Raw genomic sequence first — 24385 nt, 5'->3', positions numbered from 1 at the left:
CCTTTTCCCTTGTGCCCCCGGCAGGATTCGAACCTGCGACACCCGCTTTAGGAGAGCGGTGCTCTATCCCCTGAGCTACGAAGGCGTGGGTGGGCGTCCTGGTGGGCGCTTGGTCCACAGAGTACCGGATCAGGACGGGGGGACGTGGGTGAAGCGGGATGCGGTGTGGAGGTCCTGCTGGATGTGGGCCGCCGTCGCGTGCAGGGCGGGCAGGAGGTCGGCGACGACGTCCCGCAGGGTGCGGCGGGCCGCGTGGGTGGAGACGTTCAGGGCGGCCACCGTGCGGCCCGCGCGGTCCCGTACCGGTACGGCGATGGACCGCAGGCCCGATTCCAGCTCCTCGTCGACCAGGGCGTACCCCTGGGAGCGGACCTCGGTGAGCGTGGGGGACAGGGGGGCGGTGGTGTCCGCCAGGAGGACGCGGCCCAGGGAGGTCGCGGTCGCCGGCAGTCGTGTGCCCACGCTGATCTGTACGGTCAGGACCCGGCTCGTGCCCGCTCCGGCCGTGTACTGGATCTCCTTGCCGTCGCTCGTCAGCACCGCCAGTGCCGTCGGTTCCCCTGCCGTGTCCGCCAGGGCCCGCAGGTGCGGTTCGGCCAGGCGGGGCAGTGTCGTCCGGGACAGGGCCGGGAAGCCGAGGTCCAGGACGCGCGGGGTGAGGGTGTACGTGCGGTCGGGGTGTGCGGCCACCAGGCCCAGGTGCTCGTGGGTGAGCAGCGCCCGGCGTGCGGTGGCCCGGGACAGCCCGGTCGCGCGGGCCACCTCCGTGAGGGACGGCGCCGCGCGGCCCTCGCCGAACGCCGTCAGTACCGTCAGGCCCCGGGCCAGCGACTCCACGAAGTCCCGGCCGAGTTCGTGCTTGGACGCCGTGGTCCAGGTCGCCAGGCCGGCCGGCGCCGGACCGGGCTCCGGTGCGGGCGCGGTGCGCAGGTCCGTCTCCATCGCCGTCACCGCCGTACGCAGCCGGGGCAGCAGGCTGGTGCGCAGGTCCGCCGCGGAGTGCCGGCTGGTGTGGCTGACCACGCTCGCCACGCAGGCCACTCGGCCGGTGCCGGGGTCCCGTACCGGTACGGACACCGCGACCAGGCCCGGCTCGATCAGCTGGTCGTCGACGGCCCAGCCGTCCCGGCGCGCCCGCTCCACCCGCTGCGCGAAGGAGTCCGGGGAGGGGGGCGGGGAACAGGGGGCGGCCGTGGGGTCCGCTCTCGGCGGTACCGCGGGGAAGGACGCGTCCCGTGCGTCCTGCGCCCGGCGTTCCCGCCAGCGGGTCCAGTCCGCCTCCGTCCACTCGGTCGCGAACAGCGCGCCCGGCGCGGTCCGTTCGGCCGGCAGCAGGTCGCCGATGCGGAAGCTCACGGACAGCGCGCGGCGGCGGGTGGCCTGGTGGATGAAGCGGACGCCGTCGAGGTCGGCGACCGCGAGCGACACCGACTCGTCCAGTTCGTCGGCGAGGGTGTCGGCGCGCGCGTCGAGCAGGGCGGGCAGGCGCAGGGCGGCCAGGTAGGCGTTGCCCAGCTCCATCACGCGGGGGGTGAGGACGACGTCCCGGCCGTCGAGGCGGACGTAGCCCATGCGGCCGAGGGTGCCGGTGATCCGGTCCACCGTGGAGCGGGCGAGGCCGGTGGCCCGTTCCAGCGCGCTCGGGCTCAGCGTGCCGCCCGCCTCGGTGAGCCGCCGTAGCACCGTGACGCCCCGCAGCAGCGGTCCGACCGCCTCCGCCGGCGTGCCGGCTCCGGCGGGGGCATCGGCATCCACTGCGGTCATCGCGGGCATCGTCTCTCCGGTACGGCGTCCCATCGGGGCACGCCTACGGTAAACCTCTCCCGGCCGGCCGTGAGCCGGTCCCGTGCCCGCCCCGTGTCAGGCGGTTCGCGGCCCGCCCGGGATCCGTCGATCACCCCCCGGCCGCCCCCTCACGCCCCGACCCCCGCCCCCGCCCCCCTCGTGATCCGTATCCGGTAGTCGCCTTCCTCGTCCGCGCTCAGGACCTGGACGGTGATGCCGTGGCGGGGGTCCTTGAACGTCTCTCCCGGGCCGAACGGCGCGTCGGAGAGTTCGGCGTGGACGTTGGGGCTGCGGGTGCAGCCGCCGCTCTGGCGGTGGCTGTCGTAGACGGTGACCGGGCCGCGGCCGGTGTCGACGGCGCCGTCGACCTTGTAGATGAGCACTCCCGGGCGGCACACCGCCTCGTCGTTGCCGCCCTGCGCGCGTACCTCCAGCGCGTAGGTGCTGCCCGCGGTGACCGGCACCAGGATGAGCTTTCCGCCGCCCGTCCTGTACAGCGGGGTCAGGGTGTACTCGGTGCCGCCCCGGGCCGCCGCGCAGGCGACCTGGCCGCCGTCCAGCCAGCCCAGCTTCCACTTGTGCCAGCCGAGCAGGTCGTTGTTGGCGCCCCAGTCCTCGCTCATGATGTCCCAGTGCCCGACCGCGCCCCCGCCCTCCTGGGTGTACAGGTCGGGCAGGCCGAAGATGTGACCGTTCTCGTGCGGCAGCACCCGGTAGCCGGTGCGGGAGTAGGAGCCGGAGCCGTCGTCCTGGCGGGAGTAGACGAAGGAGGCGTTGGATATGCGCACGCCGTCGGCGACCGGGGCGTCGTCGTTCCCCGCGAAGGTCACGGACAGCACGGTGTCCAGGGCGGAGGGGCCGGCGTTCGGGGTGATGAGCACGTTGAGCAGGTCGTAGTCGCGGAAGTCCACGGCCGGGTCGGCGGTGGCCACGATGTCCTGGACCAGGTTCCGGTAGCCGGGGTCGAAGGGCGCGCCGCGTTCTATGCCGTACGCCTGGAAGGTCTTCGGCATGCGCAGCCAGGTGGCGACGGGGGTTTCGGGGCGGTAGTCGAGACGGCCGTACGACGCGGTGCGGAACCACTCCTGGGTCTGCGGGAAGAACTCGTGGAAGCGGTCCATCGCGCTGCCCGGTCCGGGCGCGTCGGGGAAGTCCACCATCAGGGTCAGGGCGCGGACGGTGCCGGTGGCGCGGGAGTAGCCGGACGGGGTGGGCAGGCCCTCGGTCATCTGCACGTCCAGACCGCCACGGATCATGCAGGGGATGAGCGCGGAGTTGCGGGCCAGGTTGTCGGGCCCGGCGGCGGAGGCGGGCGCCGTGAGGCTGCCGGTCCCGGCCGAGGTGCTGACCGCGAGGGTCAGTGCGGTCACCATCGACAGGGCGGCAACCCGGCGCCGGCGTATGCGGCGGCGGGGGCGGGGCTGCGGCTGCGGCTGCATGCAGGGACCTTTCGCGCCACGGCAGCCGCCGGTCTCCGGCTGCACCCTTGCGCTCACCCTGTGTCTGCGGGTCGGGGGGCGCGCGCTGGAGGGGACCGACCGTGGGAAAGCGGGGCGGCGGAGGGGTGAATCCCGGCGGGTGGTGATTGTGTCTCAGGTCACATCACTTCTTTCGGCGGTCGGGAAATAACCGGGGATGGTTTCCCCGTTTAGCCCTGTGTCCGACGGAAACGGGGACCGGCTCCCCGGATCACACCGGGCGCGGAACGCTCACCGTCGAGCGGCCGCCGCCGACTCACCTCACGCGCCACACGGCGCACCCATCACGCAGCATCCCGACCGACCCGAGGAGTACACCGTGCCCGCCACGACCGCCCCCTCCGCGCGCAAGGCGCCCCGGCCGCGCGCCGACGCCCTGCGCAACCGGGAGCGGATCATCACCGCCGCCCGGGAGATGTTCGTCGAGCACGGTCCGGACGTGCCGCTGGACGAGATCGCCCGCCGGGCCGGCGTCGGCAACGCCACGGTGTACCGCAACTTCCCCGACCGTGACGCCCTCGTCCGCGAGGTCGTCTGCTCCGTCATGGACCGCACGGCCGAGGCGGCCGAGCGGGCCCTCGCGGAGACCGGGGACGCCTTCGCCGCCCTGGAGCGCTTCGTGCACACCGCCGCCGACGAGCGGATCAGTGCGCTGTGCCCCATGGTGTCCAGCACCTTCGACCAGCACCACCCCGACCTGGAGGCCTCCCGCGAGCGCGTCGAGCAGCTGGTCGAGGAGGTCATGGGCCGGGCCAAGGCGGCCGGGCAGCTCCGGGCGGACGTCGGCGTCGGCGATCTGATGATCGTCGTGGCCCAGCTGAGCCGGCCCCCGGCCGGGACGGACTGCATGCGCGGCGACCGCTTCGTCCACCGCCATCTGCAGCTGTTCCTCGACGGTCTGCGGGCCCCGGCCCGCTCCGCCCTGCCGGGCCGGGCCGTGAACATCAGGGAGCTGCGCGACTGCTGACCGACGACTGACCGATCAGTTCGGCTCCCGCACCCGGTCCACCCTCCGTGGAACGGCCGGTCCGCCTTCCGCCCGTCCTCCTTCCGAAGCGCGTCCCCTTCATCTTTCCGTCGTACTCCGTTTTCTCATCATTTTTCCGTCACACCTTTCGTCACCTCCTCCTTCACGAAGTTCCGGTTCTCTCCCTCACGAAGGTCCGGTCTTCTCCGTCACGAAGTCCCGAAGTGGGTATCTCCATGTCCGAAGCAGCCCTCAAGGCTCCCGGCGCCGCCGCTGCGAGCGGTGACGCCAACCGCTGGAAGGCGCTCGTGTTCATCGCGCTCGCCCAGCTGATGGTCGTCCTCGACGCCACCATCGTGAACATCGCCCTTCCCTCCGCCCAGACCGACCTCGGCATATCCGACGGCAACCGGCAGTGGGTCGTCACGGCCTACGCCCTCGCCTTCGGCGGCCTGCTGCTCTTCGGCGGCCGGATCGCCGACCTGTGGGGCCGCAAGCGCGCCTTCGTGCTCGGCCTCGCCGGTTTCGCCGCCGCCTCCGCGCTCGGCGGTGCCGCCACCACCGGCTCGATGATGTTCGGCGCCCGCGCCCTCCAGGGCGTCTTCGGCGCGCTGCTCGCCCCGGCCGCGCTGTCCCTGCTCGCGGTGATGTTCACCGACGCCAAGGAGCGCGCCAAGGCGTTCGGCATCTACGGCGCCATCGCGGGCGGTGGCGGTGCCGTCGGCCTGATCCTCGGCGGTTTCCTCACCGAGTACCTGGACTGGCGCTGGACCTTCTTCGTGAACGTCCCGTTCGCCGTGGTGGCCGCGGCCGGCGCCTACTTCGTCATCCGTGAGCCGGAGGGCGGCCGCAACCGCAACCCGCTCGACATCCCGGGCGTCCTGCTGTCCACCCTCGGCCTGGTCGCGCTCGTCTACGGCTTCACCCGCGCCGAGTCCGACGGCTGGGGCGACGCGGTGACCGTGTCGATGTTCGTCGCGTCCGTGGTGCTGCTGGTCGCGTTCGCGGTCGTGGAGTCCCGGGTCAAGGCCCCGCTGCTGCCGCTGCGCGTGGTGACGGACCGCAACCGCGGCGGGATCTACCTCTCCCTCGGCCTCGCGATCATCGGCATGTTCGGCCTGTTCCTCTTCCTGACCTACTACCTCCAGGTCGTGAAGGGCTACTCGCCGGTCAAGACCGGCTTCGCCTTCCTGCCGATGGTGGCCGGCATGATCACCGGCTCCACCCAGATCGGCACCCGGCTGATGACCCGCGTCCCGGCCCGCCTGCTGATGGGCCCGGGCTTCCTGGTCGCGGCGATCGGCATGCTCCTGCTGACCCAGCTGGAGATCGACTCCTCCTACGCCGCCCTGCTGCTGCCCGCGATGGTGCTGCTCGGCCTCGGCATGGGTACGGCGTTCATGCCGGCGATGTCCCTGGCGACCCAGGGCGTCGAGCCCCGGGACGCCGGTGTGGCCTCCGCGATGGTCAACACCTCGCAGCAGGTGGGCGGCGCGATCGGCACCGCCCTGCTGAACACCATCGCCGCGTCGGCGACCACCTCGTACATCAAGGACCACATCGCCGGTGCCGCCTCCAGGCCGCAGCAGCAGCTGGTGGCGCTGCAGGGCCAGGTGCACGGGTACAGCACCGCGATCTGGTTCGCCGTCGGCATCCTGGCGGTCGCCGCCCTGATCGCGTTCACCTTCGTCAACGCCGGCCGTCCCGGTTCCGTCCCGATGGCCTCGGGCGAGGGCGCCGAGGACGAGCTCCCGGTGCCGGTGGTGGCCCACTGACCGGCCGTACGGCCCGGCCCGCCTAAGGATCGCTCGTTCGGATCAGGCCCGCGAGCCCGGCATGATCCGAACGAGAGGCCCTAACGCAGCCAGGGCAGGTCCGCACCCGCTTCGTTGGGCTGGAGGCCCTCGGCGACGATCTCCATGATCTCGCCGAGGGCCTTCTGCTGTTCCGGGCTCAGCCGGTCGAACAGGGCCTGTCGTACGGCGCTGACGTGGCCGGGCGCGGTGCGCCGCAGCACCTCGTGGCCCGCGTCGGTGAGGACGGCGAACTGGCCGCGCTTGTCGCTGGGGCAGTCCTCACGGCGTACCCAGCCGTTCTTCTCCAGCCGCGCGATGGCGTGCGACAGCCGGGAGCGGGTGATCTTGGCCTTCATCGCCAGCTCGGTCATCCGCAGCCGGCGGCGCGGCGCCTCGGCGAGGCTGACGAGGAGGCCGTAGTAGATGTGCGGCATCCCCGCGTCGCGCTGGAGCTGCCGGTCGAGGTGGTCCTCCAGCAGGGTGGTGGCGTGCAGGTAGGCCCGCCAGATGCGCTGTTCCTCGTCGGTGAGCCAGCGGTGCCGCGCGGCGGCGGGGTCCGGTGCCGTGTTCATATCCCCCACTGTACGAGGCAGCTCCTTGAAACTTGAACAAGTCGGGCGTAGAGTTTCCGTGAGAACTTGAGACTTAAAGCAACTGGATCACCGGGAGCCGCCGCGATGTCCGCCACCGCCCAGGAGCGCATGCCCGCCCTGTACCTCAGCCACGGTGCCCCGCCGCTCGCCGACGACCCCGTCTGGCCCGGCCAGCTCGCCGCCTGGTCCGCCTCCCTGCCCCGGCCCAAGGCGATCCTCATGGTCTCCGCGCACTGGGAGGAGGCCCCGCTCGCCCTCGGCGCGGTCGAGACCGTGCCGCTCGTCTACGACTTCTGGGGCTTCCCCGAGCACTACTACCGGGTCCGGTACGCCGCTCCCGGCGCCCCCGCGCTCGCCGAGTCCGTCCGCAAGCTGCTGCGCGCCCCCGGCATCCCCGTCCAGGACATCCCCGACCGGGGCCTGGACCACGGCGCGTACGTCCCCCTCGTCGAGATGTTCCCGGACGCCGACATTCCCGTCCTGCAGATCTCCCTGCCCACCCTCGACCCCGTGCGCCTGATGGACATCGGCCGCAAGCTCGCCCCCCTGCGCGACGAGGGCGTGCTGATCGTGGGCTCCGGCTTCTTCACCCACAACCTCGCCGCCCTGCGGTACGCCGGCCGGGGCGTGCCGAGCTGGTCCTCCGAGTTCGACGACTGGGGGCGGCGGGCCCTGGAGAGCCGCGACTGGGACGCGCTGCTCGACTTCCTGGACAAGGCCCCGGCCGGCCGCTACGCCCACCCGCGCACCGAGCACTTCGCCCCGCTGTTCGTGACCATGGGCGCGGCGGAGGCGGGCGGCGAGCTGGACGCGCAGAAGTCCGTCATCGACGGGTTCTGGATGGGAATGGCCAAGCGTTCGGTGCAGTTCGGATGAGGTGAGGAGTCCGGCCGGGTCGTGCGGCCGTGACGGTCCGGGCGGACTACAGAGGCTTCTCGTACCAGGCGACGTCCCAGTAGCGGCCGAACTTGCGCCCCACCTCGCGGTACGTTCCCACGTGCGTGAAGCCGAAACGCTCGTGGAGCCGCGTGGAGGCCTCGTTCGGCTGGGCGATGCCCGCGTAGGCGCGGTGCACGTCCTGCCCCGCCAGGGCGTCGAAGAGGGCGCGGTAGAGCAGCGTGCCGATCCCGCGGCGGCCGCCGGTGCCCCCTCGTGCGGAGTCCGGCGCCACGTACACGGAGGTCTCCACGGACGTCGCGTACGCCGGCTTCGGCCGGTAAGGGCTGGATGTGGCGTACCCCAGAATCTGCTGTGACTCCGCGTCCGTGGCAACCACCAGCCGGTGCGGGCCGTCTTCCGGGTGGGAGAGCAGCCAAGGGCGGCGCTCTTCCGGAGTGAAGATCGCGGTATCGAACGTGATGGCCGTCTCACGCACGTAGTGGTTGTAGATCGCCGTGAGGGCTTCGAGGTCCGCCTCGACTCCCGGTCTGACCTGCGCCTCAGTAGGTTCCGACGGCATCTTGCCTCCCAGCGTGGCGGACAGGGTACTGCATGATCAGAAAACTTGGGGGGCGGGTTGGGAATTCTGTCCGGATTCCAGTCGTTGTTTCCATCGGATGCAGGGCACTCGGAGAGAGTCTCGGAGCGAGAGCGAGTGAGCGAGTCCAGGAGACTCCCCCGTCAGTGCCGAGCGTTCGCCAGGACCACCCGCCAGCCCACCATCGCAAGGGAGCACGCATGGCAACCCGTGCCGTCGCCCGTCGTCAGTCCGCCACCGGCGAGACGGCCGACTCGGCAAGCAGTGTTCGCGCTCATGGCGGCGAGATCGCAGACCGCGACCTGGTCGGCATGTACCTCGACGAGATCGCGCGTACACCGCTGCTCGACGCCGCCAAGGAGGTCGAGCTGTCCCAGACCATCGAGGCGGGTGTGTTCGCGCGGCAGGTCCTCGACGGCGAGGAGGAGTCCAAGACGGACGCCACCCGCGAGGAGCTCGAAGCCCTGGTCGCCGCCGGCGAGCGGGCCAAGGACGTCTTCATCCGCTCCAACCTCCGTCTGGTCGTCGCGGTCGCCCGGCGCTACCCGCGCAGCGGTCTGCCGCTGCTCGACCTGATCCAGGAGGGCAACGCCGGCCTGGTGCGCGCCGTCGAGAAGTTCGACTACCGCAAGGGCTTCAAGTTCTCGACGTACGCCACCTGGTGGATCCGGCAGGCCATCACCCGCTCCATCGCCGACCAGTCCCGCACGATCCGGCTCCCCGTCCACCTGGTGGAGGAGCTGGGCCGCATCCGCCGCGTGCAGCGCGAGTTCAACCGCGAGCACGGCCGCGAGCCCGAGCCCGCCGAGATCGCCGCGGAGCTGGGCTCGACGCCGGAGCGCGTCACCGACGTCCTCGACTGGTCCCGCGACCCGGTGTCGCTGAACATGTCGGTGGACGACGAGGGCGAGACCCAGTTCGGCGACCTGCTGGAGGACACCTCGGCGGTCTCCCCCGAGCAGTCCGTCATGACCCTGTTGCGCAGCGAGGAGCTGGACGACCTGATCGGCCGCCTGGACCAGCGCACGGCCTCCATCATCAAGATGCGGTACGGCATCGAGGACGGCCGCGAGCGCACCCTGACCGAGGTCGGCAAGGAGCACGGACTCACCCGTGAGCGGATCCGGCAGATCGAGAAGCACGCGCTGCTGGAGCTGAAGAAGCTGGCCCGCCAGACCGGGTTCGACGCTGCTGCGTGACGCAGGGGGCGCACGGGGCGTACGCCCGGTGGCGAAAGACGGCGCAAACATGGCGCTGTCGCCTCGCTTCAACCGCTGGGCCCGAGGGAACAACCCTTCCGGGCCCAGGAGCGGGCCCCGGGAACCGCACTCCCCACCCCACCGCACAGCCCCGGCCGACCCCACGCGGCCGGCCCACGTGAGCCACGTGTCCCGTCGCGATCCCCCCCCGGCGCCGGGACCTTCCCGAGCCGGACTTCGGTGCCCACCCCCCCGGGCGCCGGAGTCCGGCTTCTTCTTTTTGCGAGGGGGCGCGGGTCGAGGGGAGGCCGCGGGCTCAGGCGGCCACTGGGCGTGCCGGGCCCCCACCCGGCCCGACCTGCTGGAAGACGGCCCACCCCGTACCTGAACCCCGGGGTGGACCGCCGGATGGCAGATTCTGCCACACCGGCATAGCCTGCCCGGATGAGCACCACCCCCGGCCCCGCCCACCAGCCGTTTTCCGCTCCCGTACCGGTGTCCCTCACCGAGCGCCGGAAGGCCGAGACCCGGATGGAGATCGCCCGGGCGGCGGCGGCCCTCTTCGTCCAGCGCGGCCTGCGGGCCACCCGTGCCGAGGACATCGCCCAGGCCGCGGGCATCGCACCGCGCACCTTCTACCGCTATTTCGCCACCAAGGAAGAAGCGGTGGCCCCCCTCTACGCGGCCGGCGCCCAGCGCTGGACCGAGGCGGTCCGTGCGGCACCGGCGCACCTGACCCTCCCCGAGGCGCTGGAGCACGCCGTCCGCCACACCCTCACCCCCGGCCTCGGCGTCTCGGCCGCCTCCTGGGAATGGCTGCGCACCCTGGTCCGCCTCGCCGACACCAGCCCGGCCCTGCGCAAGGTGTGGGCGGAGGTGTGCCAGATGTCGGAGGAAGCGCTGGCGCAGGTCCTGGTGAGGCGGGCCGAGGCGGCGGGCGGACCGGCCCCGCTCACCCCGCACCTCCGTTTCGCCGCGGCCGTGGCCGGTGCCGCCGTGCGCGTGGCCGTGGAGTCCTGGGCCGCCACGACGACCCCGCCCACCGGCCCGGACGGTCCGGCGGCCCTGGCCCTCGACAACCTGCGCGCCCTCCGGTCCTTCGACTGGGGCGAAAGCGGCGGTCCGGGCGGGACGGGATGACAGACTCCGGCGGGACCGGTAGAGCCGGCGGACCCGCGGCTGCCCGGCACCAGTGAGGCCCCGCACCGAGGCGGGACGGCCTACGCCCTCCCGTCGGCGCCGGCCGCCCGGCTCAGCCGGCCCCCCAGTTCCCGCACACACTCCACCAGTTCCCCGGGCCCGCGCACCGCGAACTCGCAGCCGGCCATCACCAGCCGCACCGCGAGCCACTCCAGCGGGTCGCCGGTGGTGCCCCGCAGGACGCAGCCGCCCGCGCCGTCGTCCTCGGGCACCCCGAGCCACGCCGGCAGGCGCCCGGACACCCGGTCCGCCGGCGCGGCGAACCGCACCTCGAACGCGTACGTCTCCTGCCGCCCGTGGAGCGACTGCCGCAGGAACTCGGCGGCGCTGCCCATCGGCAACTCCCGGGGCGCGAACCGGACCCCGGTCGCGAACGGCTCGCTCACCCGGTCGACCCGGAAGGTGCGCCAGTCCACCCGGTCGAGGTCGTACGCGACCAGGTACCAGCGCCGGCCCGTGGACACCAGCCGGTGCGGCTCGGTCAGCCGCCTCGAGGCGCTGCCGTCCTTGTCGCGGTAGGCGAACCGCAGCCGCTCCCATCCGGCCACCGTCGACGCCATCACGGTCAGCGTCTCCGGGGCGATGCTCGGCCCGTCCCCGTGGGTCAGCGCGGTGGTCGCGGCCTGGAGCGTGGACACCCGGTGCCGCAGCCGGGAGGGCAGTACCTGTTCCAGCTTGGCCAGGGCCCGTACGGACGCCTCGTCCACCCCTTCCACGGCGTGCCCGGCGCCGGCCCGCAGCCCCACCGCGATGGCGACGGCCTCCTCGTCGTCCAGCACCAGCGGCGGCATCGCCTTGCCCGCCACCAGGCGGTACCCGCCGTCCGCGCCCTTCGTCGCCTGCACCGGATAGCCCAGCTCCCGCAGCCGGTCGACGTCCCGGCGCACGGTGCGCCGCGACACCCCGAGCCGCTCGGCCAGCTCACCGCCGGGCCACTCGCGGGGCGTCTGAAGGAGCGACAGGAGCTGCAGCAGCCGGGCCGGAGTGTCGGTCGTCATGCGTCCGAGCATGCCGGAGAACTAGGACATGATCTGTCCTAAAGCGGTCCTACGGTCGCTCCATGACCCCGAACGACAGCACCACCGCACAGGGGCGCGGAGAACTGCGCTCACCGGCCGCCGACCGCGGCCGCTGGTTCGCCCTGGCCATCGTCATGACCGCGGCCTTCATGGACCTGGTGGACGTGACGATCGTCAACATCGCCATCCCGTCCATCCAGCGCAGCGCGGGGGCTTCGGTCAGTCAGATCCAGTGGATAACCGCCGGCTACGCCCTGGCCTTCGCCGCAGGTCTGATCACCGGCGGGCGGCTCGGCGACATCCACGGCCGCAAGCGGCTCTTCCTGATCGGTATCGGCGGCTTCACGCTCGCCTCGGCCCTGTGCGGCTTCGCCGCCAACCCGGAGATGCTGGTCGCCTCCCGCATCCTCCAGGGCGGCATGGCGGCGCTGATGGTGCCGCAGGTGCTGTCGATCGTGCACGCCACCTTCCCGGCCCACGAACGCGGCAAGGTCTTCGGTCTGTTCGGCGCGATCGTCGGCCTCGGCGCGGTCTCCGGCCCGCTGCTCGGCGCGCTGCTGACGGAGTGGAACCTGTTCGGCCTCGAATGGCGGCCCATCTTCCTCATCAACCTCCCTGTCGGCGTCCTGGCCTGGCTGCTGGGCCGCCGTTTCATCACCGAGTCCAGGGCCCCCAAGGCGCTGAAGCTGGATCTCGTCGGCGTCACCCTGGTCACGCTGGGCCTGCTGATGCTGCTCTATCCGCTCACCCGGGGACGCGAACTGGGCTGGCCGCTGTGGGGACACCTCTGCATGGCCGGCGCGCTCGCCGTCTTCGCGGCGCTGGTGTCGTACGAGAAACGGAAGGCCGCCAGGGACGGTTCCCCGCTCGTCGAACTGTCCCTCTTCCGGGTGAAGAGCTTCGCCGCGGGCATCGCCGTACAGACCGTCTTCGGGGTCGCGCTCGGCATCTTCTTCCTGGTCTGGACGCTGTACATGCAGATCGGCCTGGGCTGGAGCCCGCTGCGGGCCGGGCTGACCGGCGTTCCGTTCTCCATCGCCGTGTCCACGGCGGCCGGCCTGTCGGTGCAGCAACTGGTCCCGCGGTTCGGGCGGAAGGTGCTCCAGGCCGGCGCGCTGGTGATGGGCGCGGGCGTGCTGCTGTACCTGGGGGAGGCCCGCCACTACGGTCCCGCCATCGCCTCCTGGCAGATGGCCCTGCCGCTGGTCGTGATGGGCGCCGGCATGGGTCTGATCGTCGCCCCGCTGACCGACGCGGTCCTCTCGGAGGTGCCGCGCGAGCACGCGGGTTCCGCCTCCGGACTGATCAACACCGTGCAGCAGATGGGCAACGCGCTGGGGCTGGGGCTGGTGTCGGTGGTCTTCTTCGGGCAGATCGGCGACCGGCTGACGCCGGCCCAGGTCGGCCCGGCGTTCACGCACGCCTTCCAGCACGCCCTGTGGTGGGTCGCCGGGATCATGGGAGTGATCTTCCTGCTGATGTCCGCCCTGCCGAAGCGTCCGGCCCAGCACGTCGAGGGCGGGGCCGGGCAGGCGCCGGCCGTGGAGGGGGAACCCGCGCTGGCGCACTGACCAGGCAGGACGAGGGGCCCGGTACCGCTTCGGTACCGGGCCTTTCCGCTGCCCCGAGCCGTCCCGAGCCGTCCCGAGGCGTCCCGGGCCGTCCGAAGCGGTCCGCGACCGTCCGGTCGTCCGATCATGCCCGGACTGGGCCCGAATCTGTTTACTTTCCGGAAATCCGGGCGTAGCCTCCCAGTGAAACCACACGTTCGGGCATGACCCGGAAGCGACCGGACATCGATCGGACCTTGAGGCGGAGGCGACGGACATGTACGCACCGGAACGGCAGCAGGAGATCCTCCGGCTCGCCCGTGACGGCGGCCGGGTGGACGTGCTGTCGCTGGCCGAGGAGTTCCAGGTCACCGCGGAGACGATCCGCCGCGATCTGAAGGCCCTCGACCGGGCCGGTCTGCTCCGCCGGGTGCACGGCGGCGCCATCCCGGCCGGACGCCTCGACTTCGAGCCGGACCTCGCCGAGCGCGAGACCACCGCAGCCGACGAGAAGGACCGCATCGCCAAGGCCGCCCTGTCCGAGCTGCCGGCCGAGGGCACGATGATCCTCGACGCCGGTACGACGGTGGCCCGCGTCGCCGCCGCCATCCCGCTGGAGGCCCGGCTCACCGTCGTCACCCACTCCCTGCCGATCGCCGCCCGGCTCGCCGACCACCCGGGCATCCAGCTCCATCTGATCGGGGGGCGCGTACGGCACCGCACGCGCGCCGCCGTGGACGCGTGGGCGCTCCGCGCGTACGGCGAGATCCGCGCCGACGTGCTGTTCGTCGCCGCCAACGGCTTCTCCGCCGAGCACGGACTGACCACGCCCGACCTCGCCGAGGCCGCGGTCAAGCGGGCCGCCGTCGCCGCCGCCCGGCGCGTCGTGCTGCTGGCCGACTCCACCAAGCACGGCCAGGAGCACTTCGCCCGGTTCGGCGACCTGAGCGACGTGGACCTGCTGATCACCGACAGCGGGCTGAGCCCCGAAGACACCGCCGCGATCGAGCGCGGCGGCACGGAAGTAGTGCGCGCATGATCCTCACCGTCACCCCCAACCCGTCCCTCGACCGCACCTACGAGGTCCAGGCCCTCAAGCGCGGCGAGGTCATCCGCGCCGAGACCGAACGCATGGACCCCGGTGGCAAGGGCGTGAACGTCTCGCGCGCGGTCGCCGCCGCCGGCCGGCGCACGGTCGCGGTACTGCCCCTGGGTGGCGCGCCGGGAGCGCTCGTCGCCGAACTGCTCCACGCGCAGGGCATCGAGGTGGCGCCGGTCCCGGTCGTCGGGGACACCCGTTCCAACATCGCGCTCGCGGAGGCCGACGGCGTCCTCACGAAGATCAACGCGCCGGGCCCGGAGCTGTCGGGGTCCGAGCAGGAACTCCTCCTGGACACCGTCCGGTCGCAGTCCCGCGACGCCGACTGGATCGCCTGCTGCGGCAGCCTGCCCCGGGGGCTCGCGCCTTCCTGGTACGCCGATGTCGTCACGCGGGCGCACGCCGGGGGCGCCCGGATCGCGCTGGACACCTCGGGGCGTGCGCTGCTGGAGGCCCTGCGCGCGCGGCCCGACGTGGTCAAGCCGAACGCCGAGGAGCTGGCCCAAGCCGTCGGCCGCCCCCTGACGACCGTGGGCGACGCGCTCAAGGCGGCGGAGGAGGTGCGCTCGATGGGCGCCCGCGTCGTGCTGGCGAGCCTGGGCGCCGACGGTCAGCTGCTGGTGTCGGACACCGGTGCCTGGTTCGGCAGCGCACGCGTGTCCGCGGTCCGCAGCAACGTCGGCGCCGGTGACGCGTCCCTGGCCGGTTTCCTCATCGCCGGCGGCACCGGCCCCGACGCCCTGGCCTCCGCCGTCGCCCACGGCGCCGCCGCCGTCCAACTGCCCGGCAGCGTGATGCCGACCCCGGCCGACCTGGACCCGGCGGCGGTGACCGTCACCACCGACGTCCCCGTGGACCGCGAACTGAGGGAGCCCGCGTCATGACCGCCCCGCGGACGCGCGCCACGGCCGCCCCGGTGGTTCACGGTCTGCGTACCCCGGCGCACAGGCAGGCCGCCCGCGTCACGCCCGGTCCGGGTACGTCCGCCCCCGTTACACCCGCTCCGGCGGTCCGAGATACGTCCGCCGGGTACGGCCGGGTCCGGTCGGCCGCGGTGCCGGGCGCCGCATCCGCCACCGGGCCGGTGTCCACGGCCCGGCCCCCGTCCGTCCCCGCCCGCCACCGCGGGTGGAGTCCTCCACCGGCCCCGTACCGCCGCACCGCTCCCCCCGCGCGGCCCCCCGCACCCGGTACGACGGCCCCGTCCCGCTCACCCCGTCGCGGTGTCCCGTCGGTCCCCGTCCGCCCCACCGCCCCCCGCAACACCCCCGTCCCCACCTCCGCCCACCCTTCTCCCCGGGCGATACGCGAGCAGAGGAGCCCGCGATGAGCGACATGATCACCGCGGACCTGGTCGATCTCGACCTGTCCGCCGACACCAAGGAAGCGGCGGCCCGTGCCCTCGCCGAGCGCATGGTGAGCCAGGGCCGGGTGACCGACCTGGAGGGCTTCCTCGCCGACGTGGCCGCCCGGGAGGCCCAGATGCCCACCGGCCTGGACGGCGGTATCGGCATCCCGCACTGCCGTAGCGCCCACGTCACCGAACCGACTCTCGCGTTCGGCCGCAGCGCCGCCGGCATCGACTTCGGCGCCGCGGACGGCCCGGCCGACCTGATCTTCCTGATCGCGGCGCCCGCCGGCGCCGACGACGCCCACCTGACGATCCTCTCCTCCCTCGCCCGCCAGCTGATGAACGCCGAGTTCACCTCCGCGCTGCGGTCGGCGGGCGACCCGGAGACGGCGGCGGCGCTGATCCGGGGCGACGAGGCACCCTCGGCCGGGAGCGCCGAGGACACCCCCGAAGACACCGCTGCGGCCCCGGTGGCGGCCTCCACCGGCGCCGCAGCGGCCAGGACGGCACCCACCACGGACGCGGACGCGAACACCGGGGGCGCGAACCCGGCGGGCACCCCCGCCGCGGACACCGCACCACCCGCCGCGGAGCCCGCCGGCTCCGGTGAACGTCCCTTCCGTGTCGTCGCCGTCACCTCCTGCCCGACCGGCATCGCCCACACCTACATGGCGGCCGAGTCCCTGGAGAAGGCAGGCCGCGAGGCGGGCTTCGAGGTGGTCGTCGAGACGCAGGGCTCGGCCGGCTTCGCCCGGCTGGACCCGGCGGTGATCGCGGCGGCGGACGGCGTGATCTTCGCGCACGACGTCCCGGTGCGCGACAAGGACCGCTTCGCGGGCAAGCCGACCGTGGACGTCGGCGTGAAGGCGGGCATCAACCGCCCCGCCGAACTCCTCGCGGAGGTCCGCGGCAAGGCGGCGCGCGGCGAGGTGAGCGCCCCCGCGCACGCCGGGTCCGGTACGCCGGTCGAGCGCGCGGGCGACTCCACCGAGGGCTACGGCACCAAGCTCCGCAAGTGGCTGATGTCCGGCGTCAGCTACATGGTCCCGTTCGTCGCCGCGGGCGGTCTCCTCATCGCCCTGGGCTTCGCAATCGGCGGCTGGCAGGTCAACAAGGCCCCCTCGGTCATGGACCACTTCGTGTGGACGCAGTCGGGCAGCTGGGGGGCGCTGCTGTTCCAGATCGGCGGCGTGGCCTTCAACTTCCTCGTCCCGGTGCTGGCCGGTTACATCGCCTACGGCATGGCCGACCGGCCGGGTCTCGTGCCCGGCTTCGTCGGCGGCGCCATCGCGCTCGACATCAACGCCGGCTTCCTCGGCGGCCTGGCGGCCGGTCTGATCGCCGGTGGCGTGGTGATGGCGATCCAGAAGGTGAACATCCCGGCGGCGTTGCGCGGCATCATGCCGGTGGTGGTGATCCCGCTGATCTCCTCGGCGATCGTCGGGTTCCTGATGTTCGTCGTGATCGGCAAGCCCATCGCCTCCGCGCAGAAGGGCCTGACCGACTGGCTGGGCGGGCTCACCGGCACCAACGCCGTCCTGCTGGGCGCCCTGCTCGGCCTGATGATGTGCTTCGACCTGGGCGGCCCGGTCAACAAGGTCGCCTACACCTTCGCCACCGCCGGCATCGCCGTGGCCGACCCCAGCGACTCCGCCATGAAGATCATGGCCGCGGTGATGGCGGCCGGCATGGTCCCGCCGCTGGCGATGGCCCTGGCGACCACCGTGCGCGGCAGGCTGTTCACGCAGACCGAGCGGGAGAACGGCAAGGCCGCCTGGGTGCTGGGCGCGTCCTTCATCTCCGAGGGCGCGATCCCGTTCGCGGCGGCGGACCCGCTGCGGGTCATCCCGTCCTCCATGGTGGGCGGTGCGCTCACCGGCGCTCTGTCGATGGCCTTCGGCGCCACCCTGCGCGCCCCGCACGGCGGCGTCTTCGTGGTCCCGCTGATCGGCAACCCGTTCCTGTACCTGGTGGCCATCGCGGCCGGCGTCTGCGTCACCACGGCCCTGGTGGTCCTCCTGAAGGGGCTGCGCAAGCCGGCCCCCGGGGCGACGGCCGCCGATCCCGCCACGCCGGCGGCCACCGCTCCGAAGGAGACCAAGCAGGCGATAGCGGCCTGAGCGCCGCACCGCCGTCCACGGCGCCGCACCCCTCCTGCTCTCCTTGTCCCTTTGGTTCGCTGTGAGTTGTTCACGGCACCTGCGAGATACGTCACGGTCCGGGACCAAAGTCCCGGACCGTGGTGTGTACTGGGAGGCATGCCTGAGCACGCAACGACTCTCCAGTTGATCGGCGTGGCCGTCCTCGGCGCGGCGGCCGTCGTCTGGGCCGTCGTTCTGGTGCGTCTGCTGCGCCGTGCCGGCCGCCGGACCGTCGTCCGGCGCTCCACCGCGCCGCTCCCGGCCCTGCCGGGTCAGACACGGGTCGGCCCCTCCCGGGAGTCCGTCGAGCTGACCCCCGCCGAACAGGACGCGTTCGCGGGCCTGGTACGGCACCTCGCCAACGGCTGACCCTCAGCCCTGCCGCGCGGCGCGCCGCTCCATGGCGTCCCGGGCGGCGTCCTCCGACAGGTAGACCTCGCACATGTGCCGTCCGTCGGGCGTCGCCGTGTGCTCCACCTCCCACAGGGAGATCTCGGTACCGTCCGGCAGCAGGAAGGCGTGCTCGTACAGCGCGTAACTCAGCCCGGTCCGTCCGGCCCGCCCCGGCCTGCCGAACGCCTGGGTGATCTCGTGGGCGGTCGCCGTCGCCAGCAGTGCCGCCGTCCGCTCGTCGGGCCGGTCCGGGTTCTCAGCGCGGCGCAGCAGCCGGCGCGCGTGGTCCGCGGAGTCGTCGGAGGCGAACATGTGCCGGGGCTCGGGCGCGGCCCACAGCCGCATCAGCGCGGGCAGCTCGAAGTCCCGCGTGTCCGGGGGCAGACCGAGCCGTGCGGTGGCGGTCTGCACCTCCTCCTCGTCGATGTACACCTCGTGCTCCGGGGCGCTGCCCGGCGTCGGGTTGCGCACCAGCTCCCACAGCGTGACCGCCGAGCCGTCGGCGAGCAGCCAGGTGTGCCGGTACGTCTCCCGGTGCAGCCCCGCGCTGTGGTACGCGGAGTGCAGCGAACTGTCGTGCGCCAGCGCGCAGTCGAGTTGCCTTATCACCTCGTCGGGCAGCTCGAAGGAGTTCAGGGCACGGCCGAGGAGCCGCGCGAGATGCTCCTCAGGAGACTCGGGCGACTCGGCTGGTTCGTACGCTGCCGTCTCGTACGGAACGCTCAAGGCTTCTCCCGGCGTTGCTGCATGTCACCTTGTGGGTGCATACCGTAGCCCCTCGGTCGGACATCGTGTCCGGGAACCGAGAAAACGTACGCCGGGAAAACGCGCGGGCCGCGCGAAAAGTTCCCGTGCGGCCCGTCGTCCTGTCAAAACCCGCCGCTCAGACGGCACTTCCCGCGGTCCAGGCGTTCCACGCCATGTTCCAGCCGTTGAGGCCGTTGTCCGGGGCGACCGTGGTGTCGGGGGAGTTCTTCACGATCACCACGTCACCGACGAGCGAGTTGTCGTAGAACCACTTGGCCGACGTGGCACCCTGCGCCCCCTGCACGTCCGCGAGGCCGACGCAGCCGTGGCTGGTGCCCTCCCGCCCGAACGGCGGGTTGCCCTTGTTGTACCAGTAGTTGCCGTGGATGAACGTCCCGGACGACGTCAGCCGCATCGCGTGCGGCACGTCCGGTATGTCGTACTCCCCGCCGAAGCCGACCGTCGAGCCGTTCATCCGGGTCTGCGTGAACTTCTCGGAGATCACCATCTGTCCGTTGTACGTGGTGTGCTGCGGGCTGCCCGCCGAGATCGGCACCGTCTTGACGGTCCGGCCGTCCCGTACGACCGTCATGGTCTGCGTGCGGACGTCGACCGTGGAGACCTGCGACCGGCCGATGGTGAAGGAGACGGTCTTCTTCTGCACCCCGTAGACGCCCTGGGCGCCCTGGACGCCGTCCAGGTCGATGTCCATCGTGACCTTGGAGCCGGCCTTCCAGTACTCCTGCGGCCGGAAGTCGAGCCGCCGGTCACCGAACCAGTGCCCGACCACCTGCTGGCCGCTGGTGGTGTTGACCGTGATGTGTGACTGCACGGCCTTCTTGTCGGTGATCGACTTGTCGAAGGTGAACGACACCGGCATGCCCACCCCGACCGTCGTGCCGTCGTCCGGCGTGTAGGTGCCGATGAAGCTGTTCGCCGTGGTGACGGTGGTGAAGACGGAGTTGGCCGCCGCCGTGCGCCCCGCGGCGTCCTTCGCGGTCGCCGATATCTGGTACTTCGTCCCGCGTTCCAGCCGCTCCTTGGGCTTCCAGCTGCGGCCGTCGTCCGATATCGCCCCCGGCACGGTCTGTCCCGACCCCGCCACGGTCATTTTCACGTCGGTCAGCTTGCCGTCGCTGACCTTCACCCCGGTCGCGTTGATGGACGCCCCCGTCGAACCGTCCTTGGCCGAGATCGCTATCTTCGCCGTCGACGTCTTCGGGGAGTCCTTGCCCCCCTTGCCGTCGCCGTTGTCCGCGTTGGCGCTGCCGCCGCAGGCGGTCAGGGTGAGGGCGCCGACCATCAGGGCGGCACAGGCCCCGAGTGCGCGCCGCGCTGCAATGTCCGGCGTTGTCACGGGCTGCTCCCAGTTCGTGTGATGTGCGTGATCCGTTCCAGTGCGTGGAGAAAGAGGGCGCCGACGCCGGGGAAGGTTCCCTCCGCTCCCTTCGAACGCCATCACGTGACAGAACCGCGACAATCCACCCCGCCCCCGGGGCCGTACCGTTACCCCTTCCCGTACAACTCCCCGTACGACGGCCACACTCCGCCCGGTCCGTGGACCGACTCGGCGGCGCGCACGGCCCGGACGATGGCGCGCATCACCACGTCCGCGCCGGCGGCGAGGATGCCGTTGAGCGCCAGGGGGTGCGTGTCCAGCGGGTGCGTGCCGGTCGCCAGCGCGAACACCGTGTCCCCGTCGTGCAGGAGGTGCACCGGCCGTACGGCCCGCGCGATCCCGTCGTGCGCCGTGCCCGCCAGCTTCTGCGCCTGCGCCTTGGAGAGGTCCGCGTCCGTCGCGACCACCGCCAGCGTCGTGTTGAGCGGCGCCGGTCCGTTCCCGGCGGCGGCCTCGTCCAGGCGCCGGCACGCGGCCTCGTGCACCCGCTCCCGCGGATACTCCACCCGTCCCTGGAGCAACTCCCCGTACAGCACCCCCGTTTCCGGGTCCAGCACCGATCCCGCGGCGTTCACCACCACCAGCGCCCCCACCGTGATCCCCGAGTCGAGCACCGTGCTCGCGGTGCCCACGCCGCCCTTGAGCCGTCCGGCGACGGCGCCCGTGCCCGCCCCGACGCAGCCCTGCGCCACCCGGGCCCCCGGCACACCGGCCGCCGCGGCCTCCACCGCCGAGCGTCCCGTCCCCGCGTCCGGACGGGCCCGGAAGTCCCCGCCGCGCCCCAGGTCGAAGAGGCACGCGGCGGGCACCACCGGCACGACATGCGCCGGGTCCGGCCCCACCCGCACGCCCCGCTCCCGCTCCTCCAGCCAGGCCATCACCCCGGAGGCCGCGTCGAGCCCGTACGCGCTGCCTCCGGTCAGCACGACGGCGTCGATCTTCCGCACCACGGTGCGCGGGTCGAGCGCGTCGGTCTCCTTGGTGCCGGGGCCGCCGCCGCGCACGTCCACGGCCGCGACCGCGCCACCCACGGGGGCGAGGACGACCGTCGTGCCGGTGAGCCACCCGTCGCCGGTCCGGGTGGCGTGTCCCACGCGCAGCCCGGCGACGTCCGTCAATGCGTCAGCTGTCATGGACGTCAGTCTGGCCCAGTGCGAGGCGCCGCCCGGAAGGTCAGCCGGCCGCGGCGGCGGTGGCGCGCGCCGAGCGCTCCCGGCCGGCCCCGCGCGCCGTCAGGATCAACCCGGCCGCCACCGAGGCCGCGGACACCAGCCCCGCGGCGAGCACCGCCCACTCGCCCAGGAAGGTGCAGCAGATCACCAGCAGAGCCGTGACCGGCAGCACCAGCTGCTGGGTGAGGCCCGCCTTGAAGTGCCGGGCGTGCAGCGCCCACACGGTCAGCAGGTACAGCGCCGTCGGCAGGGTGACGGCGGCCGCGGCGGACAGCGTGGAGATGTGCGCCTTGCCGACCGCCTGTTCCACGGCGACCTCCAGGCCCGCGCCGATCGCCGCCGCCGAGGCGAAGACCAGGTAGTGGCCGTAGCCCCAGACGAACGCATGCCGGCTGGAGCGCAGATGGCCGTGGATCGGCACCACGAAGTAGATCCACCAAGCGGAGAAGACGATCAGCAGTCCGCCCGCCGCGATGGGCAGCAGCTCGCCCAGCGCGTTGTGCTCGTCCGCCGCCGACTTCACCGCCACCGTGGCCGCGGCGATCGTCTCGCCGAGCACGATGATCGTGAACAGGCCGTACCGCTCGGCGATGTGGTGCGGGTGCCAGGAGGTGTTCTGGGCCCTCTCGGCGTAGACCGGCACGCACAGTTCCGCGACCACCATCACCGGGAACACCCAGGGCCGGCCCGGCTCCGGCAGGACCACCAGTCCGAACCAGCCGATCTGGCACAGCAGCACGCCGCACGCGTACCGGAGCGCCATGGTCCGTTCCGCGCCCGGCGCCGATCTCGCGGCCCTCAGCCACTGCCACACCATCGCCAGCCGCATGATCACGTAGCCGAGCCAGACCAGCAGGAAGTCGTGCTGTGCGGACGCCCGGGAGATACCGGCGGCCAGCACCAGGACGCCGGCGATCTGCACCAGGGTGACCACCCGGTAGAGGGCGTCGTCGTTGTCGTACGCCGAGGCGAACCAGCTGAAGTTCATCCACGCCCACCAGATGGCGAAGAACAGCATCGCGTAGTTGAGGATCCCCTCGCCCGCGTGGCCCGCCGCCACGGCGTGCACCAGCTGCACGCCCGCCTGCGCGACCGCCACGACGAAGCACAGATCGAAGAAGAGCTCCAGCGAGGAGGCGACGCGGTGCGCCTCGCCGCGCTCGCGGGCGGTGAGCCGCCGCAGGGGGCCGGAGGGCTTCGGCGCGCCCGAGGGCGCGGGCGTGGCAGGGGGACTCGATGTCATGGTTCCCAGCACAGCAGAAAACGGGCGTGAAATCTTGTGAAGGCTTTCACAAGCGGGGAAGGGGGTCCCGGTCCGGCGAAAACACCAGGCCGGGGGCCCCGGCCGGCGCCGTACCCTGGGAGCATGACCACCGCCCGTGAACCCGAGCCGCGTGCATCCGAGCCGCGTGAACCCGAGCCGCGTGAACCCGAGCCGCGCGACCCGAAGCCCGCGCTGGTCTTCGACGACCCGCTGGACCAGCAGTCCTCGGACGACACCGACCGCGGGTGGGGCGAGCGCCCGGACGGCGACAGCGCCGCCGACCTGAGGCGTTTCCTGGACGAGAAGCCGCCCCACCACCTCTGAGCGGTCCGCGGGCGGCGCCGTCAGCGCTCGCCGTGCCCGGCCCCGCGCTGCGCGACCAGCGCGTCGCGGATCTCCTTGAGCACCTCCAGCTCGGTCACGTCGACCACTTCCTTCGTGCCCTCCCGGGCCGCCTTCTTGGCCGCCTGCCGGGCCAGGTACTTGGACATGGGCAGGACCATCAGGAAGTACACCACCGCCGCGGTGATCACGAAGCTGAGCGTGGCCCCGAGGACGGAGCCCCACATGATCGGCACGCCGCTCTTGACCGTGCCGTCCGCGCTCACCCGGCAGGGGTCCTTCAGACAGGAGCTGTAGTTGTCGAGGCTCTGCGTGCCGATCGCCCCGACCACCGGGTTGATGATCCCCTTCACGATCGAGTTGACGATGTTCGTGAAGGCCGCGCCGATGACCACCGCGACCGCCAGATCGACGACGTTGCCGCGCATCAGGAAGGCCTTGAAGCCCTGCCAGACGCTCGGTTCCTTCTTCGCGCTCACCTAGGGGACTCTCCTCGCGTGCACAGGGTGTGGAACGAAACGCTCCGCAACCTACGGCACGGGGCGGTCGTCGTGTCCACTGCCGTAACCGGAGCGAGACCCTTGCCGTCAGGCCGGCCACGGTACGCAGAAGGCGTACGAGCCGGTTCAGCACAGCGTCACCGCCAGGCGCGCGGTGGCGCTCGCGCCGACCAGCCGGGCCGCCGTGGGCCGTGGCACCGACAGCACGACCAGCGCTCCGCTCCCGGCCGCCGCGGCCGGCGGTTCCGGGACCTCCGTCACCCGCGCACCGCGCGCCAGCACCCGTACGCCGGCCCCGGCCGACGCGTCCTCCGCGGCGATCACGTCGACACGGTCACCGGGGTGCAGCAGGCGCACCGTGGCGGCGTCGGCGATCCGGACCGGCGCCGTCACCAGCTCGGCCGGCGGGCGGGGCCGTGCGGGCCCGGCCACGGGGCGGCCGTGGGCCCGCTCGGCGCCGCGCGGTTCCGCCCCGGCGCCCTCGGAGCGGGGCCCCGCGGCCACGAGCGCCACCGCCGTCACCGCGAGCCCGGCCGCGACCGCCGGCCCGCGATGGCCTAGCAGCCGGTGCAGCCGGTACCGCCCGCCGCGCACCCGCACCGGATCGAACGGGGGCACCGCACGGGTCGGAGGTGCCTCGGTCCCCGGCGGCCGTGGCCGCGGAGGGGACGGTGAGGGCGGTTGGGGAGGTGGGGGCGGGAACGAGGAACCGGTGGGAGAGGGCGGAGGCGTGGGTGGGTGATGGCGCGGGAGCGAGGGCATGGGAGTCACCGCCTGCGACGAGGAGTTCGGCTTGCCATGCCACGATGACGCCTCGCGCCGGATCCCGCCGGGGCCCGTGGATCACGGGCGGACTGTGGATAACTCGCCCACCCGAACGAGAAGTTCCGCCTGATCACCGGTCGTACTCGGC

22 protein-coding genes and 1 tRNA gene are annotated in these 24385 nt (G+C 72.7%); 11 read left to right on the top strand and 12 right to left on the bottom strand.

Annotation, left to right across the window (positions count from 1 at the left end; translation table 11 throughout):
* Window positions 1–12 precede the first annotated feature (12 nt).
* From LG395_RS07880 to LG395_RS07870, 3 genes are all read right to left on the bottom strand, one after another.
* A tRNA-Arg gene (locus tag LG395_RS07880) sits at window positions 13–85 on the bottom strand.
* A gap of 44 nt (window positions 86–129) precedes the next feature.
* Complete coding sequence (locus LG395_RS07875; RefSeq protein WP_225809044.1) at window positions 130–1773, bottom strand: IclR family transcriptional regulator domain-containing protein; 1644 nt, start codon at window positions 1771–1773, stop codon at window positions 130–132.
* 140 nt (window positions 1774–1913) lie between these two features.
* On the bottom strand, window positions 1914–3224 hold the full coding sequence (locus LG395_RS07870; protein WP_225808900.1) for a M6 family metalloprotease domain-containing protein: 1311 nt from the start codon (window positions 3222–3224) through the stop codon (window positions 1914–1916).
* A gap of 358 nt (window positions 3225–3582) precedes the next feature.
* Here LG395_RS07870 and LG395_RS07865 point away from each other — a divergent pair, with 358 nt between their 5' ends.
* Together LG395_RS07865 and LG395_RS07860 are read left to right on the top strand one after the other, a co-directional pair.
* Window positions 3583–4230: a TetR/AcrR family transcriptional regulator gene (locus LG395_RS07865; RefSeq protein ID WP_171155369.1), complete on the top strand. Its 648-nt coding sequence runs from the start codon at window positions 3583–3585 to the stop codon at window positions 4228–4230.
* A 236-nt stretch (window positions 4231–4466) separates the two neighbouring features.
* Window positions 4467–6005 carry an MFS transporter gene (locus LG395_RS07860; RefSeq protein WP_171155371.1) on the top strand — a complete coding sequence of 513 codons (1539 nt, stop codon included), beginning with the start codon at window positions 4467–4469 and terminating at the stop codon, window positions 6003–6005.
* An 80-nt stretch (window positions 6006–6085) separates the two neighbouring features.
* Here the strand turns inward: LG395_RS07860 and LG395_RS07855 are convergent, their stop codons facing one another.
* Window positions 6086–6598, bottom strand: coding sequence for a MarR family winged helix-turn-helix transcriptional regulator (locus tag LG395_RS07855; RefSeq protein ID WP_225808899.1), 513 nt, complete (start codon window positions 6596–6598; stop codon window positions 6086–6088).
* A gap of 105 nt (window positions 6599–6703) precedes the next feature.
* Here LG395_RS07855 and LG395_RS07850 point away from each other — a divergent pair, with 105 nt between their 5' ends.
* Window positions 6704–7495: a dioxygenase family protein gene (locus LG395_RS07850; protein ID WP_171155375.1), complete on the top strand. Its 792-nt coding sequence runs from the start codon at window positions 6704–6706 to the stop codon at window positions 7493–7495.
* 46 nt (window positions 7496–7541) lie between these two features.
* Here LG395_RS07850 and LG395_RS07845 read toward each other — a convergent pair whose 3' ends face one another.
* Window positions 7542–8078 (bottom strand): GNAT family N-acetyltransferase, encoded by a 537-nt coding sequence (locus tag LG395_RS07845; RefSeq protein ID WP_171155378.1) that lies wholly within the window; start codon window positions 8076–8078, stop codon window positions 7542–7544.
* 218 nt (window positions 8079–8296) lie between these two features.
* On the opposite strand from LG395_RS07845, the gene LG395_RS07840 reads away from it, so the two are divergent.
* Window positions 8297–9295, top strand: a complete 999-nt coding sequence (locus LG395_RS07840; RefSeq protein ID WP_171155379.1) for a sigma-70 family RNA polymerase sigma factor — start codon at window positions 8297–8299, stop codon at window positions 9293–9295.
* Window positions 9296–9739: 444 nt separating this feature from the next.
* Window positions 9740–10435, top strand: a complete 696-nt coding sequence (locus tag LG395_RS07835) for a TetR/AcrR family transcriptional regulator (RefSeq protein WP_372463214.1) — start codon at window positions 9740–9742, stop codon at window positions 10433–10435.
* Window positions 10436–10515: 80 nt separating this feature from the next.
* Here LG395_RS07835 and LG395_RS07830 read toward each other — a convergent pair whose 3' ends face one another.
* Window positions 10516–11493 carry a helix-turn-helix transcriptional regulator gene (locus tag LG395_RS07830; RefSeq protein ID WP_225808898.1) on the bottom strand — a complete coding sequence of 326 codons (978 nt, stop codon included), beginning with the start codon at window positions 11491–11493 and terminating at the stop codon, window positions 10516–10518.
* Between the two features lie 62 nt (window positions 11494–11555).
* On the opposite strand from LG395_RS07830, the gene LG395_RS07825 reads away from it, so the two are divergent.
* From LG395_RS07825 to LG395_RS07805, 5 genes are all read left to right on the top strand, one after another.
* Entirely contained in the window at window positions 11556–13085 is a 1530-nt protein-coding gene (locus tag LG395_RS07825) for an MFS transporter (RefSeq protein ID WP_171155383.1), read from the top strand.
* Window positions 13086–13341: 256 nt separating this feature from the next.
* Window positions 13342–14103, top strand: a complete 762-nt coding sequence (locus LG395_RS07820) for a DeoR/GlpR family DNA-binding transcription regulator (RefSeq protein ID WP_171155385.1) — start codon at window positions 13342–13344, stop codon at window positions 14101–14103.
* Complete coding sequence (gene pfkB / locus LG395_RS07815) at window positions 14100–15047, top strand: 1-phosphofructokinase (protein ID WP_171155386.1); 948 nt, start codon at window positions 14100–14102, stop codon at window positions 15045–15047. The genes LG395_RS07820 and pfkB overlap by 4 nt, the downstream gene beginning before the upstream one ends.
* A gap of 442 nt (window positions 15048–15489) precedes the next feature.
* Complete coding sequence (locus tag LG395_RS07810) at window positions 15490–17634, top strand: PTS fructose transporter subunit IIABC (protein WP_225808897.1); 2145 nt, start codon at window positions 15490–15492, stop codon at window positions 17632–17634.
* A 138-nt stretch (window positions 17635–17772) separates the two neighbouring features.
* Window positions 17773–18024, top strand: a complete 252-nt coding sequence (locus tag LG395_RS07805; protein ID WP_171155390.1) for a hypothetical protein — start codon at window positions 17773–17775, stop codon at window positions 18022–18024.
* A 3-nt stretch (window positions 18025–18027) separates the two neighbouring features.
* Here LG395_RS07805 and LG395_RS07800 read toward each other — a convergent pair whose 3' ends face one another.
* The 4 genes from LG395_RS07800 to LG395_RS07785 all read right to left on the bottom strand — a co-directional run bounded on the left by LG395_RS07800 (window position 18028) and on the right by LG395_RS07785 (window position 22609).
* Complete coding sequence (locus LG395_RS07800) at window positions 18028–18774, bottom strand: DUF6227 family protein (RefSeq protein WP_225808896.1); 747 nt, start codon at window positions 18772–18774, stop codon at window positions 18028–18030.
* Between the two features lie 157 nt (window positions 18775–18931).
* Window positions 18932–20152, bottom strand: a complete 1221-nt coding sequence (locus LG395_RS07795; RefSeq protein ID WP_225808895.1) for a L,D-transpeptidase — start codon at window positions 20150–20152, stop codon at window positions 18932–18934.
* A 149-nt stretch (window positions 20153–20301) separates the two neighbouring features.
* Window positions 20302–21327, bottom strand: a complete 1026-nt coding sequence (locus tag LG395_RS07790) for a P1 family peptidase (RefSeq protein WP_225808894.1) — start codon at window positions 21325–21327, stop codon at window positions 20302–20304.
* A 40-nt stretch (window positions 21328–21367) separates the two neighbouring features.
* Window positions 21368–22609: a low temperature requirement protein A gene (locus LG395_RS07785; protein WP_225808893.1), complete on the bottom strand. Its 1242-nt coding sequence runs from the start codon at window positions 22607–22609 to the stop codon at window positions 21368–21370.
* Between the two features lie 123 nt (window positions 22610–22732).
* Here LG395_RS07785 and LG395_RS07780 point away from each other — a divergent pair, with 123 nt between their 5' ends.
* A complete protein-coding gene (locus LG395_RS07780; RefSeq protein ID WP_225808892.1) occupies window positions 22733–22954 on the top strand; it encodes a hypothetical protein in 222 nt (73 codons plus the stop codon).
* A gap of 20 nt (window positions 22955–22974) precedes the next feature.
* On the opposite strand, the gene mscL is transcribed toward LG395_RS07780, so the two are convergent.
* Both mscL and LG395_RS07770 read right to left on the bottom strand, forming a co-directional pair.
* The gene (mscL, locus tag LG395_RS07775) at window positions 22975–23451 is read right to left on the bottom strand and encodes a large conductance mechanosensitive channel protein MscL (protein WP_171155402.1); all 477 of its coding nucleotides are present in this window, start codon (window positions 23449–23451) and stop codon (window positions 22975–22977) included.
* A gap of 147 nt (window positions 23452–23598) precedes the next feature.
* The gene (locus LG395_RS07770) at window positions 23599–24090 is read right to left on the bottom strand and encodes a hypothetical protein (RefSeq protein ID WP_308071222.1); all 492 of its coding nucleotides are present in this window, start codon (window positions 24088–24090) and stop codon (window positions 23599–23601) included.
* Between the last annotated feature and the right edge of the window lie 295 nt (window positions 24091–24385).

It is taken from the genome of Streptomyces spinosus, from assembly GCF_020400655.1.
Classification (GTDB): Bacteria; Actinomycetota; Actinomycetes; order Streptomycetales; family Streptomycetaceae; genus Streptomyces; species Streptomyces argyrophylli.
The sequence above is the reverse complement of the archived record's forward strand: the minus strand, read 5'-3'. Positions and strand labels throughout refer to the sequence as shown.

What these genes read in the sequence shown, in the direction of transcription:
- LG395_RS07875 (WP_225809044.1), bottom strand. Translation starts at nt 1,773, where the DNA reads ATGCCCGCGATGACCGCAGTGGATGCCGATGCCCCCGCCGGAGCCGGC.
- LG395_RS07870 (WP_225808900.1), bottom strand. Translation starts at nt 3,224, where the DNA reads ATGCAGCCGCAGCCGCAGCCCCGCCCCCGCCGCCGCATACGCCGGCGC.
- LG395_RS07860 (WP_171155371.1), top strand. Translation starts at nt 4,467, where the DNA reads ATGTCCGAAGCAGCCCTCAAGGCTCCCGGCGCCGCCGCTGCGAGCGGT.
- LG395_RS07855 (WP_225808899.1), bottom strand. Translation starts at nt 6,598, where the DNA reads ATGAACACGGCACCGGACCCCGCCGCCGCGCGGCACCGCTGGCTCACC.
- LG395_RS07850 (WP_171155375.1), top strand. Translation starts at nt 6,704, where the DNA reads ATGTCCGCCACCGCCCAGGAGCGCATGCCCGCCCTGTACCTCAGCCAC.
- LG395_RS07845 (WP_171155378.1), bottom strand. Translation starts at nt 8,078, where the DNA reads ATGCCGTCGGAACCTACTGAGGCGCAGGTCAGACCGGGAGTCGAGGCG.
- LG395_RS07840 (WP_171155379.1), top strand. Translation starts at nt 8,297, where the DNA reads ATGGCAACCCGTGCCGTCGCCCGTCGTCAGTCCGCCACCGGCGAGACG.
- LG395_RS07835 (WP_372463214.1), top strand. Translation starts at nt 9,740, where the DNA reads ATGAGCACCACCCCCGGCCCCGCCCACCAGCCGTTTTCCGCTCCCGTA.
- LG395_RS07830 (WP_225808898.1), bottom strand. Translation starts at nt 11,493, where the DNA reads ATGACGACCGACACTCCGGCCCGGCTGCTGCAGCTCCTGTCGCTCCTT.
- LG395_RS07825 (WP_171155383.1), top strand. Translation starts at nt 11,556, where the DNA reads ATGACCCCGAACGACAGCACCACCGCACAGGGGCGCGGAGAACTGCGC.
- LG395_RS07820 (WP_171155385.1), top strand. Translation starts at nt 13,342, where the DNA reads ATGTACGCACCGGAACGGCAGCAGGAGATCCTCCGGCTCGCCCGTGAC.
- pfkB (WP_171155386.1), top strand. Translation starts at nt 14,100, where the DNA reads ATGATCCTCACCGTCACCCCCAACCCGTCCCTCGACCGCACCTACGAG.
- LG395_RS07810 (WP_225808897.1), top strand. Translation starts at nt 15,490, where the DNA reads ATGAGCGACATGATCACCGCGGACCTGGTCGATCTCGACCTGTCCGCC.
- LG395_RS07805 (WP_171155390.1), top strand. Translation starts at nt 17,773, where the DNA reads ATGCCTGAGCACGCAACGACTCTCCAGTTGATCGGCGTGGCCGTCCTC.
- LG395_RS07790 (WP_225808894.1), bottom strand. Translation starts at nt 21,327, where the DNA reads ATGACAGCTGACGCATTGACGGACGTCGCCGGGCTGCGCGTGGGACAC.
- LG395_RS07785 (WP_225808893.1), bottom strand. Translation starts at nt 22,609, where the DNA reads ATGACATCGAGTCCCCCTGCCACGCCCGCGCCCTCGGGCGCGCCGAAG.
- LG395_RS07780 (WP_225808892.1), top strand. Translation starts at nt 22,733, where the DNA reads ATGACCACCGCCCGTGAACCCGAGCCGCGTGCATCCGAGCCGCGTGAA.